General features: G+C 70.7%; 11 protein-coding genes. 8 read left to right on the forward strand and 3 right to left on the reverse strand.

Translation table 11 applies throughout. From position 1 onward, the window contains the following. Nucleotides 1-67 precede the first annotated feature (67 nt). The gene (locus ACGFYN_RS18125; protein ID WP_393866798.1) at nt 68-1,513 is read left to right on the forward strand and encodes an aldehyde dehydrogenase family protein; all 1,446 of its coding nucleotides are present in this window, start codon (nt 68-70) and stop codon (nt 1,511-1,513) included. Nucleotides 1,514-1,586: 73 nt separating this feature from the next. Here the strand turns inward: ACGFYN_RS18125 and ACGFYN_RS18130 are convergent, their stop codons facing one another. Next, nucleotides 1,587-4,424, reverse strand: coding sequence for a glycoside hydrolase family 3 C-terminal domain-containing protein (locus tag ACGFYN_RS18130; RefSeq protein WP_393866799.1), 2,838 nt, complete (start codon nt 4,422-4,424; stop codon nt 1,587-1,589). 351 nt (nt 4,425-4,775) lie between these two features. Here ACGFYN_RS18130 and ACGFYN_RS18135 point away from each other — a divergent pair, with 351 nt between their 5' ends. From ACGFYN_RS18135 to ACGFYN_RS18160, 6 genes are read left to right on the forward strand one after another with little or no spacing between them, the layout of a single operon-like run. Further along, nucleotides 4,776-6,476, forward strand: coding sequence for an extracellular solute-binding protein (locus ACGFYN_RS18135; protein WP_393866800.1), 1,701 nt, complete (start codon nt 4,776-4,778; stop codon nt 6,474-6,476). A 27-nt stretch (nt 6,477-6,503) separates the two neighbouring features. Next, a complete protein-coding gene (locus ACGFYN_RS18140) occupies nt 6,504-7,550 on the forward strand; it encodes an ABC transporter permease (RefSeq protein ID WP_393866801.1) in 1,047 nt (348 codons plus the stop codon). Then, on the forward strand, nt 7,547-8,485 hold the full coding sequence (locus ACGFYN_RS18145) for a carbohydrate ABC transporter permease (RefSeq protein ID WP_393866802.1): 939 nt from the start codon (nt 7,547-7,549) through the stop codon (nt 8,483-8,485). The genes ACGFYN_RS18140 and ACGFYN_RS18145 overlap by 4 nt, the downstream gene beginning before the upstream one ends. Beyond that, complete coding sequence (locus ACGFYN_RS18150; protein ID WP_393866803.1) at nt 8,482-10,449, forward strand: beta-galactosidase; 1,968 nt, start codon at nt 8,482-8,484, stop codon at nt 10,447-10,449. The genes ACGFYN_RS18145 and ACGFYN_RS18150 overlap by 4 nt, the downstream gene beginning before the upstream one ends. After that, nucleotides 10,446-12,644 (forward strand): glycoside hydrolase N-terminal domain-containing protein, encoded by a 2,199-nt coding sequence (locus tag ACGFYN_RS18155; RefSeq protein WP_393866804.1) that lies wholly within the window; start codon nt 10,446-10,448, stop codon nt 12,642-12,644. Before ACGFYN_RS18150 ends, ACGFYN_RS18155 begins: the two co-directional genes overlap by 4 nt. A 35-nt stretch (nt 12,645-12,679) precedes the next feature. Beyond that, a complete protein-coding gene (locus ACGFYN_RS18160) occupies nt 12,680-13,396 on the forward strand; it encodes a hypothetical protein (RefSeq protein WP_393866805.1) in 717 nt (238 codons plus the stop codon). 79 nt (nt 13,397-13,475) lie between these two features. Here the strand turns inward: ACGFYN_RS18160 and ACGFYN_RS18165 are convergent, their stop codons facing one another. Continuing rightward, complete coding sequence (locus ACGFYN_RS18165; protein WP_393866806.1) at nt 13,476-15,533, reverse strand: TIM-barrel domain-containing protein; 2,058 nt, start codon at nt 15,531-15,533, stop codon at nt 13,476-13,478. Between the two features lie 55 nt (nt 15,534-15,588). Next, nucleotides 15,589-16,605: a LacI family DNA-binding transcriptional regulator gene (locus ACGFYN_RS18170; protein ID WP_393866807.1), complete on the reverse strand. Its 1,017-nt coding sequence runs from the start codon at nt 16,603-16,605 to the stop codon at nt 15,589-15,591. A 342-nt stretch (nt 16,606-16,947) separates the two neighbouring features. On the opposite strand from ACGFYN_RS18170, the gene ACGFYN_RS18175 reads away from it, so the two are divergent. Further along, nucleotides 16,948-18,879: an acyl-CoA dehydrogenase family protein gene (locus ACGFYN_RS18175; RefSeq protein ID WP_393866808.1), complete on the forward strand. Its 1,932-nt coding sequence runs from the start codon at nt 16,948-16,950 to the stop codon at nt 18,877-18,879. Nucleotides 18,880-18,929: the final 50 nt, after the last annotated feature.

The raw sequence follows: 18,929 nt of genomic DNA on the forward strand, positions 1-18,929 counted from the left end.
CCCCCACCGTCCTACCGTGGTCACGGACCACCCTGCACACCCCCTACCGCGGAAGGGCCGGGACCTCATGACTTCCACCACCGCCTTCTGGCTCGCCGGCCGCCAGGCCACGGGCGACGACACCTTCGACGTGACCTCCCCGTGGGACGGCCGGCTCGTCGGCAAGGTCAGCGTGCCGACGGACGCCCAGGTCGAGGAGGCCGTCGCCGCCGCCCACGCCGTCCTCGACGACTTCGCCGCGACCCCGGCCCACGTCCGCGCCGCCGCCCTCGACCACGTCAGCAAGCGCCTGGCCGAGCGCACCGAGGAGATCGCCCAGCTGATCTCCGCCGAGAACGGCAAGCCGATCAAGTGGGCCCGCGGCGAGGTCGGCCGCGCCGTCTCCGTCTTCCGGTTCGCCGCGGAGGAGGCCCGCCGCTTCAACGGCGGCGAGGCCCAGCGCCTCGACACCGACGCCGGCGGCCAGGGCCGGCTCGCCCTCACCCGCCGCTTCCCGAAGGGCGTGGTCCTCGGCATCGCGCCCTTCAACTTCCCGCTCAACCTCTGCGCCCACAAGATCGCCCCGGCGATCGCGGCCGGTGCGCCGATCATCCTGAAGCCGGCCCCGGCCACCCCGCTCTCCGGCCTCGTCATCGGTGACCTGCTCGCCGAGACCGACCTCCCGGCCGGCTCCTGGAGCATCCTCCCGGTCGCCAACGACAAGATGCCCGCCCTGGTCCAGGACGAGCGCCTGCCGGTCATCTCCTTCACCGGTTCCGAGAAGGTCGGCTACGCGATCATGGACTCGGTGCCGCGCAAGCACTGCACCCTGGAGCTCGGCGGCAACGGCGCGGCCGTCGTCCTCGGCGACTACGCCTCCGACGCCGACCTCGACTGGGCGGCGACCCGCATCGCCACCTTCTCCAACTACCAGGGCGGCCAGTCCTGCATCTCGGTGCAGCGGGTCATCGCGGACGCGTCCGTCTACGACCGCCTGCTGCCGCGCATCGTCGCCGCCGTCGAGGCCCAGGGGACCGGCGACCCGGGCGACGACAAGACCGACGTCGGCCCGCTGGTCAGCGAGGACGCGGCCAAGCGCGTGGAGTCGTGGGTGAAGGAGGCCGTCGAGGTCGGCGCCACGCTCCTCACCGGCGGCGACCGCGACGGCGCCTCCTACGCGCCGACCGTCCTCGCCGACGTGCCGGCCGAGGTGACCATCTCCTGCGAGGAGGTCTTCGGACCCGTCCTCACCGTGCGGAAGGTGGACGGCGAGGCCGAGGCGTTCGCCGCGGTCAACGACTCCAAGTACGGCCTCCAGGCAGGTGTGTTCACGCACGACCTCCAGGTCGCCTTCCGCGCCCACCGCGCGCTGGAGGTCGGTGGCGTCGTCGTCGGCGACGTCCCCTCCTACCGCGCCGACCAGATGCCGTACGGCGGCGCCAAGCAGTCCGGCGTGGGCCGCGAGGGCGTGAAGTTCGCGATGGACGACTACACGTACGAGCGTGTACTGGTCCTCACCGGTCTGGCTCTCTAGCCAATCCTCGAAGGGGCCCGGCACCGATGCCTTCCGGTGCCGGGCCCCTTCAGTGCCGGCCCGCTCCGGCCCCTCAACCGGAGAAGCCGACATGCGCGAGCCGCAAGGGGCCGCGCAGTCTGAGGTGGACATCGCGCACGCCCTCGGCCACGAGGCCGGTGCGGAGCGTCGTGTACGCGTACGGGTCGTCCGGGGCGATGCCCTGCGACGTCAGTGAGGCGAGCGGCGCGCCCCCGTCCAGGGACAGATCGACGACTCCCCCGCCCGCCACCGAGACGCTCACCTCGGTGACGCCGTCCCCGAAGTCGCAGTCGCGGTAGACGAGTTCGGCGCTCCTGCCGTCCGCCGGTGTCACCGCGTCCCCCGCCTCCTTCGTACGGTCGACGACGGCGGCCCCGCTCTGCTCGTCGAAGCCGGCCGCGTCCAGGCCGCGTCGGACGGCCGGGCGCGGGGCGCCGGGCTCGCCGTCCAGGAGTGCCGTCGTCCGCAGCCGGACGTCCTCGCTGGAGGCGCCCGCCAGGAGTTCGTAGGGGCCCGGCTCCAGCCGCCACCCGCCGCGGGCGACGTCCCAGAACTCGAAGGCGGACAGGGGGACTTGGAAGGACAGGTCGGCTCGCGCGCCCGGCGCAAGGGTGATCCGGCGGTGTGCGACCAGCTCGCGGCGCGGGCGCGGCACCGACGGCTCCACGGCGCGGGTGTAGAGCTGCGCGACCTCGTCGGCGGTGACGTCACCGGTGTTGGTGACCGCGAAGGAGACGTGCACCGCCGCACCGTCGATCCGGACCGACAGGTCCTCGTAGGAGAACGACGCGTACGACAGGCCGTGCCCGAACGGGAACAGCGGCGTCCCCTCGAAGTACAGATAGGTCTGCCGGCCGCCGATCACGTCGTAGTCCAGCAGTCCGGGCAGGTCGGCGTCCGTCTCGTACCAGGTCTGCGGGAGGCGGCCCGCGGGGGAGACGTCGCCGGACAGCACCCGGGCCAGGGCGGTGCCCGCGGCCTGGCCGCCGTGCGCGGTCCACAGCACCGCCGGGAGGGCCGCGGTGTCGACGGCGTACGGATACGCGGAGGTCAGTGCCAGCACGGTGTCCGGGTTCGCGGCGCGGGCCGCGCGCAGGATGCGCTCCTGATGGGCGGGGAGCCGCAGCGTCGTACGGTCCTCGGTCTCCCGGCCGTTGATGTGCGGGTCGTTGCCCGCGACCACCAGCACCACGTCGGCCTGCGCGGCGGCCCGCGCCACCGCGTCCTCGCCGCGCTCGGTCACGACGAGCCCGAACACCTCCGGGTCCGCGTCGGCAACCTTCACCCCGTCGGCGGCGACACAGACATGGCGACCCGTACCCAGGTGCCGGAGGAGGTGGCCGCCGTCGTGGGGTTCCAGGCGGAACGTCTCCTGCACGACCCAGCCGCCCGGCTGGTCCGCGGAGGCGCGCACGCGGCCGTCCTCGGCGACCGACAGATACCGGCCGTCGGGTGCGCGCAGCGTCAGCACGCCCTCGCCCCAGTCGGTCAGCGCGAACTCGGTGCCGACGGCGTCCGTGGTGAGCGGGGGCAGGTCGGTGCGGCCCGCGAGCAGGGCCGGGTCCAGGGCGCCCTCGGCGCCGCGCGCCTCGTCGGCCGCGTCCGACGGCACCACGTGCAGAAACGTACCGGCGGAGGTCTTCAGCCGGACCCGGTCCACGCCCTCCGCGAACCGCACGCGCTCGGCGCCGAACCGCTCGTACAGGCCCTCCAGCGGGGTGGAGCGGTGGATGAGCGTGCCGCTGTACCAGTCGAGCTTGCACTCGTCGGCGAGCAGGCCCACCACGGCGATGCGGGCGTCGGGGGCCAGTGGCAGCAGCCCCTCGTTCTTCAGGAGCACGACCGCCTGCTCCGCGGCCTGCTGGGCGAGCGCGCGGTGCGCCGGGGTGTCGAAGTCCTTGGTGCCGGTGTGCGGATCGTCCTGCGGGTCGAACTCACCGAGCCGGAAGCGCACGGAGAGCTGGCGGCGGACGGCGGTGTCGATGTCGCCCTCGGTCAACAGCCCCTGTTCGTAGGCCCTTTTGACCCGCCCCACGATCTGCGTGCTGTCCGTGCCGTGGTCGGTGAAGCTGTCGACGCCCGCCCGCAGCGCGGCCGCCGTCGCCTCCTCGTGGGTGGCGAAGTAGTGCTCGGGGTCGACCAGGTTGGAGGGCGCGCCCGCGTCCGAGCAGACCAGCAGGTCCTCCTCGGTCCAGGTGCGCAACTGCTCGCGCAGATACGGCGAGACGTGGTTGGGGCGGCCGTTGACCAGGTTGTACGCGGGCATCACCCCGGCCACCGCGCCCGCCTCGACCGTCTCGCGGAAGGCGCGCAGGTCGTACTCGTGCAGCACGCGCGGGCGCACCGAGCTGGACGAAGTCGCGCGGTCCGTCTCGTTGTTGTGGGCGAGCCAGTGCTTGAGCACGGGCGCCGTGCGCCAGTACACGGGGTGCTCACCCCGCAGGCCCCGGGTGTACGCGGTGGCGATGGCCGACGTCAGCTTCGGGTCCTCGGAGTAACCCTCCTCGTTGCGGCCCCACAGCGGGTGGCGCAGCAGGTTCACCGTGGGCGACCAGACGTTGAGGCCCACCCGGTCGTCATGGGCGCGCATCGCACGGGCCTCCCTGGAGACCGCCTCGCCGATCCGCCGTACGAGATCCGTGTTCCAGGTGGCTCCGAGGCCGACCGCCTGCGGGAAGACGGTGGCCGGGCCCATCCAGGCGACTCCGTGCAGCGCCTCCTGCCCGGTGCGGAAGGCGCCGACGCCGAGGCGCTCCACCGCCGGTGCGAACTGATGCAGGAAGGAGATCTTCTCGTCGAGCGTGAGCCGCTGGAGCAGGTCGTCGATGCGCTTCGCGAACGGCAGTTGCGGATCGCGGAACGGCGGCGTGGGCGGCGTCTGTGCGGTCACGTGGGATCCCTTTGTGATGAAGCGGCGTGGCGCTTTCGAAGCGCTTCGATGCTGATTCGAGAGGCCGTCAGGTGTCAAGGGCTCCTCACCGTCACTTCAAGCGCCACATGAGAATTGGTCGGTCGTGGAGGCGCCGAGGAATCTTGGGAGCGGCCCTTGTGCACCCCCTGGTGTTCACTTAACCTCACACCGACATCGAAGCGCTTCGACTATCGAATTCGCCTGCGTGGGTCACCTGCAGAGGGTCCGGTGCAGGGTCCAAGAACCGCTTCCGCTCAGCCAGTTCCACTCGAGACACCGCAGCCGACGGCCACCGCCGGGTGTCCTGGTGCGCCATGAAGGGTTGACGCAATGACGCCGAACGCCGCTTCCGCCTCCTCCGGGTCCTCCGGTCCCAGCCGGAGAAGCTTCCTCGCCTCCACGGCGGTCGCCACCGCCGCGGTGGCGGGCGGGATGCCGCTGCTCGCCGCCTGCGGCGGGTCGGACAGCACGTCGGGGGGAGGGTCCTCCGGGGGCAAGGGCGCGAAGAAGCTGCTGCCGTCCTACGTCGCCGGCAACGTGGTGAGCCCGGACATCCCGGCGAAGAACGGCTCGGCGATCGGCTTCACCGGCAAGCTCGACCTCGAAGGCCTCAAGACCTCGGTCCCCAAGAAGCTCGGCAAGGGCGGCAAGCTCACCGTCATGTCGCCGTTCTGGGGTTCGCCGCCCAAGCAGGACAACGCCTACTACAAGGCGATGAACGACCTGATCGGCGTCGACGTCGTCTGGCAGAACCAGGACGGCAACACCTACGACCAGAAGCTCGGCGCGGTCCTGGCCTCCAGCGACGTACCGGACATGGTGGTCGTCCCGAGCTGGAACATGGGCGGCAAGATACCCACCGCCATCATCGGCAAGTTCGCCGACCTCGGCCCCTACCTCTCCGGCGACAAGATCAAGGACTACCCCAACCTCGCCGCCATCCCGACCGACGCCTGGCGCCGCTGCATCATCGGCGGCAAGCTGCGCGGCCTGCCGCAGCCCTCCCCGTACGTCACCGGCATCGTGCCCCTCTACCGCAAGGACGTCTTCGACAAGGAGGGCTACGAAGTCCCGCGCTCCGCGGACGAGTTCATGTCCCTGGCGAAGGAGATCACCAACGCCAGGGCCAAGCGCTGGGCCTGCACGGACATGAAGTGGACGGCCTTCCAGGCCTTCGGCGTGCTCTCCGGCAGCGAGAAGCCGCTCGGCTGGAACCTCGTCGGCGGCAAGCTGGTCAACCGCATCGAGACCGACGAGTACCTCGAAGCGCTGGAGTGGACCCGCAAGCTGTTCGCCGCCGGAGTCGTGCACCCCGACGCCAAGATGGGCAAGAACGCCCCCGACCCGGGGCCCAAGTTCGCGGCCGGCGAGTTCCTGATCTACGCCCAGAACATCAGCCAGTGGTGGAGCCGCACCGCCGAACAGGCCACCCAGAACCCGGACTACAAGATCTGGGGCATGGACATCTTCGGCCACGACGGCGGCGACCCTTCGCTCTGGGCCGAACAGCCCGCGGGCATCTTCGCCTTCATCAACAAGAAGGCCCCGGAGTCCGTGATCCGGGACGCGCTGGCCGTCGCCAACGTCACCGCCGCGCCGTACGGCACCAAGGAGTACATGCTCACCAACTACGGCCCCGAGGGCACCGACTACACCGTCAAGAACGGCGTGCCCACCAAGACCACCCAGGGCAACAACGAGGTCCTCAACGCCTACGTCATGGTCGCGAGCCCGGCCGCCACCATCGCCCACCCCGACTTCCCCGACGTCGCCAAGGCCCAGGTCGAGTGGCAGCAGCGGATGGGCGCCTTCACCACGAAGTCCAGCTTCTACGGCCAGATGATCACCGAGCCGTCCCGCTACACCAACCTCGGCAACGACTTCGAGCAGCTCGAGGACGACATCACCCGCGGCCGCAAGAAGATCGGCGACATGCAGCAGGCCGTCGCCGACTGGAAGAGCAAGGGCGGCGACAAGCTGCGCGACTGGTACCAGAAGCTGCTCGACGACAACGGCTCTTCGGCGAGCTGACCCGGCACCGAGGCAAGGAGAACGGCCGTGTCCCACAGCACGGTGCCTCGCAGCAGGGCCGAGGCGCACGACCACGCGGACGAGACCCCGGCGACGTCCGGCAGTGCCGGCGGAACCGGCACGAGGGCGAAAAGGGCGAGGAGCGGGAAGCTGGCTTTGCGCCTCAGATTCAGACGTGACCGCCTCCTGCTCCTGATGACGCTGCCGGCGGTCCTGCTGATGCTGCTCTTCAACTACCTGCCGATCCTGGGCAACATCGTCGCCTTCCAGGACTACGACCCCTACGTCAGCGACAACGGCGTCGTCTCCATGCTGCACAGCCCGTGGGTCGGCCTGGAGAACTTCCAGCGGATCTTCGAGGACTCGGCCTTCTGGAACGCGGTGCAGAACACGCTGGTGCTGTTCTCCCTGCAACTGGTGCTGTTCTTCCCGATCCCGATCGCGCTCGCGCTGCTCATCAACAGCGTGGTCCGGCCGCGGGTGCGGGCGATCTCGCAGGCGATCATGTACCTCCCGCACTTCTTCTCGTGGGTGCTCGTCATCGCCGTCTTCCAGCAACTCTTCGGCGGCGCGGGGGTGTTGTCGCAACTGCTGCGACAGCACGGCTACGACGGGCTGGACATCATGACCGACCCGTCCACCTTCAAGTTCCTCGTCACGGCGGAGGGGGTCTGGAAGGACGCCGGCTGGGGGATCATCGTCTTCCTCGCGGCGCTGGCCTCGGTCAGCCCCGACCTCTACGAGGCGGCCGCGATGGACGGCGCCGGGCGCTGGCGCCGCATGTGGCACGTCACCCTGCCCGCGCTGCGGCCGGTGATCGCCCTGCTGCTGGTGCTGCGCGTGGGCGACGCGCTGACCGTCGGCTTCGAGCAGATCCTGCTCCAGCGCGACGCCGTCGGCCCGGGGGCGGCCGAGGTCCTGGACACCTTCGTGTGGTGGAACGGCGTACGCAACCAGGACTTCGGCTACGCGGCCGCGGCCGGTCTGATCAAGGGCGTGGTCAGCCTCGGGCTGGTCCTCGCCGCGAACAAGGTGGCCCATCTCATGGGCGAGCAGGGGGTGTACAAGAAGTGACCGCCGTCATCGACAACCCACCGCTGCGGGAGCCGTCCCCGTGGGCCGCGCCGCCGCGCCCCGTGTGGGAGGAGGAGCCGAACAAGGCCGGCCTGGCCGGCAAGGGCCTGGTCCTGACCCTGGCCTGTCTCGGCATCCTCTTCCCGCTTTGGATCGTCGTCGTCACCAGCCTGTCCTCACGCAGGACGATCGACGAGGCGGGCGGCCTGGTGATGATCCCCAAGGACATCACGTTCGTCGCCTACAAGGAGCTGCTGAGCGGCGGCCAGGTCACCCGGGCCGCGATCATCAGCATCCTGGTCACGCTGGTCGGCACGGTGTTCTCCATGACGGTGTCCGTCCTGTGCGCCTACGGACTCTCGCGCGTCGGCTCGCTCGGCCACCGCTGGCTGCTGATGCTGCTGCTGGCGACGATGTTCTTCAGCGCGGGCCTGATCCCCACGTATCTGCTGGTCCAGTCCCTGGGGCTGACCGACAGCTATCTCGCCCTGATCCTGCCGAGCGCGGTGAGCGTCTTCAACATCCTTGTGCTGCGCGGCTTCTTCATGGGCATCTCGCAGGAACTGACCGACAGCGCGCGTATCGACGGCGCCGGCGACTTCCGGATCCTGTGGCAGATCGTGATGCCGCTGTCCCGGGCGGTGCTCGCCGTCATCACGCTGTTCTACGCCGTCGGGTACTGGAGCGCCTGGTTCAACGCCTCCCTGTACCTCAACGACCAGGACATGATGCCGCTGCAGAACGTCATGATCCAGCTCGTGCAGAAGCAGCAGGCGCCCGTCGGGCTGGGCCAGGCCATCAAGACGGGGCAACTGTCGGGCCTGGCCGTGCAGATGGCCGTCATGGTGATGGCCCTGCTGCCGGTGGCCGTGCTGTCTCCGTTCGTGCAGCGGCATTTCAAGAAGGGCATGCTCACCGGGGCGATCAAGGGATGACCGGGCTCGGTGACGTGACCCGTGGGCGCGTTCTCTTCGGCGGGGACTACAACCCCGAGCAGTGGCCCGAGGAGACCTGGTCCGAGGACGTCCGTCTGATGAAGGACGCCGGGGTCAACTCCGTGACCCTCGGGGTGTTTTCGTGGGCCCGGCTCGAACCCCGGCCGGGTGCGCGGGAGTTCGGGTGGCTGGACCGGCTCATGAATCTGATGCACGACAACGGCATCGGAGTCGTCCTCGCCACCCCCACGTCCTCGCCACCACCCTGGCTGGGACGGCTGCACCCGGAGACCCTGCCCCGTGACGAGGACGGCCGTACCGAATGGTGGGGCGGGCGCCAGCACTTCTCGCACTCCAGCGCCGCCTACCGGCGCTACGCCGCCGCCATAACCGAGGACCTCGCCGCCCGCTACGGCGGCCACCCCGCCCTCACCATGTGGCACATCAACAACGAGTACTGCACCTACGACTGGGGCGACGAGGCCGCCGCCCGGTTCCGCAACTGGCTGCAGAAGAGGTACGGCACTCTCGACGTCCTCAACTCCGCCTGGGGAACGGCCTTCTGGAGTCAGGCCTACGGCGAGTGGGAGGAGATCCTGCCGCCCCGCCACGCCCACTACCTGAAGAACCCGGGCCAGGTGCTGGACTTCAAGCGGTTCACGTCCGACATGCTCCTGGAGTGCTACGCCGCCGAGCGCGACATCGTCCGCCGGCACAGCCCGCACCTCCCGGTCACCACCAACTTCATGCCGCTGTGGGCCGGGCAGGACGCCTGGCGGTGGGCCGAGGAGGAGGACGTCGTCTCGGTCGACCTCTACCCCGACCCGCGCGACCCCTTCGGCGCCCAGCACGGCGCTCTGGTGCAGGACATGACCCGCTCGCAGGCCCGCGGCCCCTGGATGCTGATGGAACAGGCGGCGGGGCCGGTCAACTGGCGGGGCGTCAACCACCCCAAGCCGCGCGGCCTCAACCGCCTCTGGTCGCTCCAGGCCGTCGCCCGCGGCGCCGACGCCGTCTGCTACTTCCAGTGGCGCCAGTCCCGGCAGGGCGCCGAGAAGTTCCACTCCGGGATGGTCGGGCACGCGGGGCCGAAGGGACGCACCTTCCAGGAGGTCAAACGGCTCGGTGCCGAACTCGCCGTGATCGGTGGGGCGGTGGCGGGCACCCACAGCCCGAGCGGGATCGCGATCCTGCACGACTGGCACTCCTGGTGGGCCGGCGCCCACGAGGGCCGGCTGTCCACGCAGGTCGACTACGCCCAGGTCCTCACCGCCTGGCACCGCGCCCTGTGGCAGGGCCACCTCACCACCGACTTCGCCCACCCCGAGCACGATCTCAGCCCGTACGCACTGGTCGTCGTCCCCCAGCTGTACGCCCTCACGGACGCGGCGGTCGACAACCTCCTCGGCTACGTCCAGGGCGGCGGCACCCTCGTCTGCGGCTTCCTCACCGGCGTCGCCGACCAGGACGACCGGGTGCGCCCCGGCGGCATGGACCCGCGCCTGCGGGAGCTGTTCGGCATCCGCACGCTGCACGAGTGGTGGCCGCTGGAGGCGGGGGAGAGCGCCGAGACCGACGGTCCGCGCGGGACCCTGTGGTCGGAGGAGATCGAGGCCGCCGAGGACGCCTCGGTCGAGGCCAGGTACAAGGGCGGCGAGCTGGCCGGTCTGCCCGCCGTGCTGCGCAAAGGGCGTGCCTGGTACGTCTCGACGCTTCCCGAGCCGCACGCGCTGCGCGGCCTGCTGGCCCGGATCGCTCGCGACGCCGGAGTCCGTCCCGTCCTCGACGAACTGCCCGACCAGGTCGAGGCGGTCCGCCGCGGCGACCTGCTCTTCGTCCTCAACCACGGGCGCGAGCCGGTCACCGTGGCGGTGCCGGGCACCTACCGCGACCTGCTGACCGGGGCGACCGTCGAGGACGGGGTCACCCTAGGCCGGTACGGGGTGGCGGTGCTGCGGCCATGAGCCTCGTCCACGGAACCTGGGAGCCGCTTCCGGCGAGCCGCTGGGAGGACGGATTCCTGAGCGGGAACGGCCGGCACGGCGCCCTGGTGTTCGGCGACCCGAACGACGAACGGGTCGTCGTCACCCATCACACCCTGGTCCGCCCCAACGGCGGCGAGGACGCCCGCCCGCCCCGACTGGCCGCGCGACTCCCCGCGTTGCAGGACCAGTTGCTGGCGGGCGAGCTCCACGCCGCCGAGGACTTCACCGACGGACGCGACCTCCAGTGGGTGCAGCCCTTCCACCCCGCGTTCCAGATACGGCTGCGCAGGACGCCCGCCGAAAAACCGCGCGACCACCACCGCTCTCTCGACTTCACCACGGGTGTCGCGGAGACGGTCTGCGAGGGCCGGCGCAGCCGGGTCTTCGTGTCGCGGGCGGACGACGTGATCGTCCAGCACCTCGCGGCCCCGGACGTGCACATCGCCCTGGACCACCGGCTCCCGGGCGCGCCCGCGGGCCTCGCCGTGGGCGACGGCGCCGTGCTCACCGCGGAGGGCGCCCTGCTCACACTCCGGGTCAGGTATCCGGGCAGCGGTACGGGTTACACCGGACTCACCCTCGTCGTGGTCACCGGCGGCCGGACGACCCTCACGCCTCCGGGGCTCCGGGTCACCGGCGCCGAGTCGGTCCTGCTGCTCACGCGGGTGCTGCGGCACACCGGCGAGCTGGACACCGCACCGCCCGCCCGCGACCTGCGCCGCCTGGTGCCGGAGGGCGAGGCGGACCCGTACACGACGCTCCTCGACCGGCACACCGCCCTGCACCGCACCGCCTACGAGCGGGTCACCCTCGACCTGGGCGGCGATCCCGCCGAACGCGCCCTGCCGGGCTCGGAGTTGCTCACCCGCCCGGGCAGCCCCGCCCTCCTGGAGCGCCTCTTCGCCGCGGGCCGCCACCACCTGCTCTCGGCGAGCGGTCTCTTCCCGCCGCGGCTCACCGGCCTGTGGACCGGCGACTGGAACACCGCCTGGTCCGGCGCGTTCACCAACGACGCGAACCTCAACCTCCAGACGGCGTCCGCGGTGGCCGCCGCCCTGCCGGAGGTCACCGAGGCGCACGCCACGCTGATCGGCCGGCAGCTCGCCGACTGGGGCGAGAACGCCCGCACGGTCTTCGGCGCCCGGGGCGTCGTCGCCCCCGCCCACACCGACGGCGAGTCCGGGCTCTCGTACCACTTCAGCCGTGAGTACCCCCTGCACCTGTGGACCGCGGGCGCCGACTGGCTGCTCAAACCGCTCGTCGACCACGACGAGACCACCGGCGCCAGAGACCCGCGCACCGCCCACGCCCTCGCCCAAGTGGCCCTGTTCTACGAGGACTTCCTCAATCGGACCGACAAGGACGGGCGCCCGGTGGTCGTGCCCTCCTACTCGCCCGAGAACCGTCCCGCGAACGCCGGCTGGGGTGCGATCAACGCGGCCATGGACCTCTCGGCCGCCCGGCACGCCCTGCTGGCCGCCGCCGGCCACCACCCGGACACCCCGGAGGCCGGCCGCTGGCGTGCCCTCGCGGAGCGGCTGCCCCCGCACCGCGTCAACGCGGACGGCGCCCTCGCCGAGTGGGCCTGGCCCGGCCTCGACGACACCTACGACCACCGCCACCTCAGCCATCTCTACGGCGTCTGGCCGCTGGAGGAGATCAACCCGTACGACACCCCGGACCTCGCCGCCGCCGCCCGTCGCGCGCTCGAACTGCGCGGCGCCGAGAACGACTCGGCGCACGGCCATCTGCACCACGCCCTCGTCGCCGCCCGGCTGCGGGACGGCGAACGGGTCGCGCACGCGCTCGGCCAGGTGCTCGGGGGCGACTTCTTCCACGCCTCCCTGATGAGCGCGCACTACCCGCACCGCGACGTCTACAACGCGGACGCCGCGCACACCCTGCCCGCCGTGCTCATCGAGATGCTCGTGCAGTCCACCCCGGACCGGCTGGTCCTGCTGCCCGCGCTCCCGGCCGCGTACCCGCAGGGACAACTCCGCGGCGTACGCACGCGGTTCGGCGCCCGGCTCGACCTCACCTGGACCCCGAACGAAGCGACCGCGGTGATCCGCCCCAGCCGTACCCACCGCGTCGAACTCCGGACTTCCTCCGGCGCCCGTCCGCTCGACCTGGCCGCCGGAGAAGACCACGTCCTCACCCTGAGGACGTGGTGATCCGCGCACTTCCCCCCACCCATGGAAGGGACACCATGGCAACACGCACGCTCGCCCGCAGGATCACCATGGCGCTGACCGCCCCCGCCCTCGCGCTCGGCGCCACCGTGAGCCTCACCTCCGCCCCCGCCTCGGCCGCCGTCTGGAGCTCCTGCGACCAGTGGGGCAGCACCACGCTGAACGGCTACACGCTCTACAACGACATCTGGGGCTCCGGCGCCGGCAGCCAGTGCATCTGGGCCAACTCCGGCACCAACTGGGGAGTCAACGCCAACCACCCGAACACCGGCGGCATCAAGGCCTATCCCAACGCCAAGAAGGTGATCAACAAGTCGATCACCTCGCTCGGTTCGCTCTCCAGCAGCTACAACGTCTCCGTGCCGTCGTCGGGCGCGTACAACACGTCGTACGACATCTGGGACACCGGCTACAAGTACGAGATCATGCTCTGGATGAACAAGACCGGAGCCGTGGGACCGCTCGGGACCTCGCAGGGCACCCTCACCCTGGGCGGTCACACCTGGACCGTCTACAAGGGCAACAACGGCTCCAACGACGTCTTCTCGTTCGTCCGCACGTCCAACTCCAGCTCAGGCACCGTCAGCATCCTGCCGATCCTGAAGTGGATCAAGGACACCAAGGGCTGGTTCGGCAACGTGACCGTCGGGGACCTCCAGTTCGGCTTCGAGATCACGTCCTCGTCCGGCGGCCTGAACTTCACGGTCAACAGCGAGAGTGTCAGCAGCAGTTGAGCGATCAGTCCCCCGCGCCCCGAAAGGGGCGCGGGGAACTGCGCGACCAGCCACGACGAGGCGGCAGCCGCCCACCGCCCTAGAGCGGCACGTCCTGAGGCGCGACAGGCAACCGGGCCCCGTCCCGCAGAAACAACGGGATCCGCTCCAGCGGCGCGTCGACCGTGACGGTCGCACCCCCCGCGTACTCCTCACCGGTCCACGCGTCCGTCCACACGGCCCCCGCCGGCAGACGCACCGTGCGGGCCGTCGCCCCCGCCGTCAGCACGGGGGCGATCAGCAGGTCCCGGCCGAACAGGTACGCGTCGTCGACCGTCCAGGCAGCCCGGTCGTCGGGGAACTCCAGGAACAGCGGCCGCATCACCGGCAGCCCTTCCTCGTGCGCCTGACGCATCACCTCGAGGACGTACGGCTTCAGGCGCTCGCGCAGCCGCAGGTACCGCTCCATGATCGCGCCGGCCTCCTCGCCGTACGACCACACCTCGTTCGGGCCGCCGGTCATCCGAGGGCCCAGCGGCATGCCCGGGTCGCGGAAGCCGTGCAGGCGCATCAGCGGGGACAGGGCACCGAACTGGAACCAGCGGATCATGACCTCGCGGTAGGCCGGGTCGTCCGGGTCGCCGCCGTGGAAGCCGCCGATGTCCGTGTTCCACCAGGGGATGCCGGACATCGCGGTGTTGAGGCCCGCCGCGATCTGGCGGCGCAGGGTCGGGAAGTCGGTGCCGATGTCGCCGGACCACAGGGCGGCGCCGTAGCGCTGGCTGCCCGCCCAGGCCGAGCGGTTGAGCGTGACCACCTCGGTCTCGCCGGACGCGTGCAGGCCCTCGTGGAAGGTGCGGGAGTTCTCCGCCGGGTAGCTGTTGCCGACCTCCAGGCCGGGGCCCGTCCAGTAGCGCAGGTTCTCCTGGAAGCCGGGTTTGAGCTCGGGCTCGCAGGCGTCCAGCCAGAAGGCGGTGATGCCGTACGGCTCCAGGTAGTTCTCCCTCACCCGCGACCACACGAACTCACGGGCGTCCGGGTTCGTGGCGTCGTAGAAGGCGACCTGGACGGTGGAGGCGACCTGCTTGTCCGGCCAGTCGGCGTGGGCCGCCGGACCGTACTCGGTGCCGATGAAGTAGCCGCGCTGCTCCATCACGGGGTGGTTCTCGCTCAGCGGCGACACCGACGGCCAGACGCTGACCACCAACTTGATGCCCAGCTCGTCCAGTTCACGGACCATCGCCGCCGGGTCCGGCCACTCGGCCGGGTCGAACTTCCACTCGCCGAGGTGCGTCCAGTGGAAGAAGTCGCAGACGATCGCCGAGATCGGCAGCCCGCGCCGCCTGTACTCCCGTGCCACGGCGAGGAGTTCGTCCTGGGTGCGGTAGCGCAGCTTGCACTGCCAGAAGCCCGCCGCCCACCGGGGCAGCATCGGCGTCCGGCCCGTGACCGCGCTGTAGCGGCGCTGGCCGTCGGCCGGGCCGCCCGCGGTGATCCAGTAGTCGATCTGGCGGGCCGAGTCGGCCACCCAGCGCGTGCCGTTGTACGCCAGCTCCACACGGCCGATCGCCGGGTTGTTCCACAGCAGGGTGTAGCCGCGGCTGGAGGAGAGCACCGGGATGCTGACCTCGGCGTTGCGCTGGACCAGGTCGACGACCAGGCCCTTCTGGTCGAGACGGCCGTGCTGGTGCTGGCCCAGGCCGTACAGCTTCTCGTCGTCGTAGGCGGCGAAGCGCTGCTCCAGACGGTGGTGGCCGTTGCCGACGGGGGTGTAGAGGCGCGAGCCCGGCCACCAGAAGTGGGCGCGCTCCTCGGCCAGGATCTCCGAGAGGTCGTCGGTGCGCAGGAAGCGGACCAGGCCCTCGGCGCTCACCTGGACGGTCAGCGCGCCGACGGTCAACTGCCCTTCACTGTCACCGATCTTGATGCTGCTCACGGTGGCCGGGACCTCGTCGAGGAGCGCGCCCGGTGTCTGCTCCAGGACGGGGCCGCCGAGCCGCGCCCGGACCCGGACCGCGTCCGGACCCCACGGTTCGACGCGAAGGGTCTCCTGACGGCCGCTCCACTCCAGCGCGCCGTCCCGCTCACGGAAGGTGCCGACGGTGGGGGACGACTGCGCGAGGCTGATCCGAGTCTGGTTTTCGGCAGGCTGATTCACGAACGGTGCTCCCGAAAGGACATGAGGGTGCCCGAAGGGCATGGGAAAGCAGAGGTCAGGAACTGCTGGCGGGGGCCGGACCCGTGCTCGTCCGGACCGTCAACTCAGGGGAGATCAGTACGACTTCGTCGGCACCGCGGCCCTCGAGCTTGGCGACCAGCCGCTCCACCGCGTGCCGGCCCATCTCCTGCGCGGGGATGGCGACGGACGTCAGCCGCACCGAGGCCTGGACGGCGACCTGCTCCGGGCAGACCGCGACCACCGAGACGTCCTCGGGCACCGCGCGGCCCTGCTGGCGCAGCAGGGCCAGCAGCGGCTCGATCGCCGACTCGTTCTGCACGACGAAGCCCGTGGTGCCCGGGCGCTCGTCGAGGATGCGGGCGAGGGTGACGGCCATGGCGTCGTACCCGCCCTCGCACGGCCGGTGCAGCAGCCGCACGCCCAGCTCCTGGGCGCGCGAGCGCAGTCCGTCGAGCGTGCGCTCCGCGAATCCGGTGTGCCGCTCGTAGACCGCGGGCGCCTCACCGATGACAGCGATGTCGCGGTGGCCGAGCATCGCCAGGTGCTCGACGCACAGCGCGCCCGTCGCCCTGAAGTCCAGGTCGACGCAGGTCAGTCCGGTGGTCTCGGCGGGCAGCCCGATGAGCACGGACGGCTGGTCGGTCCCCCGCAGCAGCGGAAGCCGCTCGTCGTCGAGCTCTACGTCCATCAGGATCATCGCGTCGGCGAGCCCGCTGCCGGTGACCCGGCGCACCGCGTCGGGGCCCTCCTCACCGGTCAGCAGCAGCACGTCGTACCCGTGCGCGCGGGCCGTGGTGGCGACCGCGATGGCGATCTCCATCATCACCGGGACGTACATGTCGGTGCGCAGCGGGACCATCAGGGCGATGATGTTCGACCTGCTGCTGGCCAGGGCCCGCGCGCCCGCGTTCGGGTGGTAGCCGAGCTCGCGGATGCTCTGCTCGACCCGCTCCCTGGTGTTCGTGGAGATGGACCGCTTGCCGCTGAGGACGTAGCTCACCGTGCTCGCCGAGACTCCGGCGTGCTGGGCGACCTCGGCGAGGGTGACCATCCAGCTCTCCAAGTTATGTGAAGCGCTTCGACAGTGCGCATGGCGAACAGGGGCGGGTGAGGGTGGTTCGACACTAGCTTCAGCGAGAGTGGGTGTCCATAGGTTGTCGAAGCGCTTCGACACCTTTCTTCCTCGGGAGTCTCCCGGACCCGAACCGTCCCCCCGAAAGGACCCCGTGTGCAAGAGCCGGGAGTCCGGGCGGAGGGCGGTACTCCGTCAATTCGGCCCAACGACCGTGCCCCAGGGGTGGTGGGGTCGCCCCGGATCGGGTACATACGATCGAGTAGAACCCGTCGGTAACCGATAAGGCCCAAGATCCCGATTCGCGGCGAGGTGTGCCTCATGTCCGCACCATCCAGCAAACCCACCGTCTCCGAACGTGAGGCCCGCCAGGTGGCGGAGGCCGCCCGGGAACAGGAGTGGCGCAAGCCCAGCTTCGCCAAGGAACTGTTCCTCGGCCGCTTCCGGCTCGACCTCATCCACCCCCACCCCATGCCGACCGACGAAGCCACCCAGCGCGGCGAGGAGTTCCTCGCCAAACTGCGCGACTTCTGCGAGACGAAGGTCGACGCGGCGCTGATCGAGCGCGACGCCCGGATCCCCGACGAGGTCATCAGCGGCCTCAAGGAGATCGGCGCCCTCGGCATGAAGATCGACACCAAGTACGGCGGCCTCGGCCTCACCCAGGTGTACTACAACAAGGCACTGACCCTGGCGGGCTCCGCCAGCCCCGCCATCGGCGTGCTGCTGTCCGCGCACCAGTCGATCGGCGTACCGCAGCCGCTGAAACTGTTCGGCACGCAGGAGCAGAAGGAGCAGTTCCTGCCCCGCTGCGCCCGCACCGACATCAGCGCCTTCCTGCTCACCGAGCCGGACGTCGGCTCCGATCCGGCCCGCCTCGCGACCACGGCCGTGCCCGACGGGGACGACTACGTCCTCGACGGCGTGAAGCTCTGGACCACCAACGGCGTCGTCGCCGACCTGCTGGTCGTGATGGCACGGGTGCCGAAGGCCGAGGGCCGCAAGGGCGGCATCACCGCCTTCGTCGTGGAGACCAACTCGCCCGGCATCACCGTCGAGAACCGCAACGCCTTCATGGGCCTGCGCGGCATCGAGAACGGCGTCACCCGCTTCCACCAGGTCCGGGTCCCCGCCGCCAACCGCATCGGCCCCGAGGGCGCGGGCCTCAAGATCGCGCTCACCACGCTGAACACCGGCCGCCTGTCGCTGCCCGCGTCCTGCGTCGCCGCCGGCAAGTGGTGCCTGAAGATCGCCCGCGAATGGTCCGCGGCCCGCGAGCAGTGGGGCAAGCCCATCGCCCACCACGAGGCCGTCGGCGCCAAGATCTCATTCATCGCGGCGACGACCTTCGCCCTGGAGGCCGTACTCGACCTCTCCAGCCAGATGGCCGACGAGAACCGCAACGACATCCGCATCGAGGGCGCGCTCGCCAAGCTCTACGCCTCCGAGATGGGCTGGCTCATCGCCGACGAGCTCGTCCAGATCCGCGGCGGCCGCGGCTTCGAGACCGCGGCGTCCCTCAAGGCCCGCGGCGAACGCGCCGTCCCCGCCGAGCAGGTCCTGCGGGACCTGCGGATCAACCGCATCTTCGAGGGCTCGACGGAGATCATGCACCTCCTGATCGCCCGCGAGGCCGTCGACGCCCACCTCAGCGTCGCAGGCGACCTCATCGACCCCGAGAAGTCCCTCCAGGACAAGGCGAAGGCGGGCGCCAACGCCGGCGTCTTCTACGCCAAGTGGCTCCCGAAACTGGTCGCGGGCCCGGGCCAGCTCCCGGTCTCCTACGGCGAGTTCAAGCACGGGGTCGACCTCTCCCCGCACCTGCGCTACGTCGAGCGGCACGCCCGCAAGCTGGCCCGCGCCACCTTCTACGCCATGTCCCGCTGGCAGGGGAAGATGGAGACCAAGCAGGGCTTCCTGGGCCGCGTCGTGGACATCGGCGCCGAACTGTTCGCGATGAGCGCGGCCTGCGTACGGGCCGAACTCCTGCGCAGCCAGGGCGACCACGGCCGCGAGGCCTACCAGCTCGCCGACGCCTTCTGCAGCCAGTCCCGCATCCGCGTCGAGGAACTCTTCGGCCGCCTGTGGAACAACACCGACGACCTCGACCGCAAGGTCGTCAAGGGCGTGATGTCGAGCACCTACGAGTGGCTGGAGGACGGCATCGTAGACCCCTCGGGCGAGGGCCCCTGGATCGCCGCATCCGACCCCGGACCCGCACAGAAGGACAATCTCCACCGCCCCATCGGCTGACCCGCCGCACGTCCCGGAGGGATCCTCCCGGCGCATGATCTTCATGCCGT

Origin of the sequence: Streptomyces sp. NPDC048419, from assembly GCF_043200415.1 — a bacterium.
GTDB lineage: Bacteria > Actinomycetota > Actinomycetes > Streptomycetales > Streptomycetaceae > Streptomyces.

Coding starts and splice junctions, on each gene's coding strand:
- ACGFYN_RS18125 (WP_393866798.1), top strand. CDS start 68: ATGACTTCCACCACCGCCTTCTGGCTCGCCGGCCGCCAGGCCACGGGC.
- ACGFYN_RS18135 (WP_393866800.1), top strand. CDS start 4,776: ATGACGCCGAACGCCGCTTCCGCCTCCTCCGGGTCCTCCGGTCCCAGC.
- ACGFYN_RS18150 (WP_393866803.1), top strand. CDS start 8,482: ATGACCGGGCTCGGTGACGTGACCCGTGGGCGCGTTCTCTTCGGCGGG.
- ACGFYN_RS18155 (WP_393866804.1), top strand. CDS start 10,446: ATGAGCCTCGTCCACGGAACCTGGGAGCCGCTTCCGGCGAGCCGCTGG.
- ACGFYN_RS18160 (WP_393866805.1), top strand. CDS start 12,680: ATGGCAACACGCACGCTCGCCCGCAGGATCACCATGGCGCTGACCGCC.
- ACGFYN_RS18170 (WP_393866807.1), bottom strand. CDS start 16,605: ATGGTCACCCTCGCCGAGGTCGCCCAGCACGCCGGAGTCTCGGCGAGC.
- ACGFYN_RS18175 (WP_393866808.1), top strand. CDS start 16,948: ATGTCCGCACCATCCAGCAAACCCACCGTCTCCGAACGTGAGGCCCGC.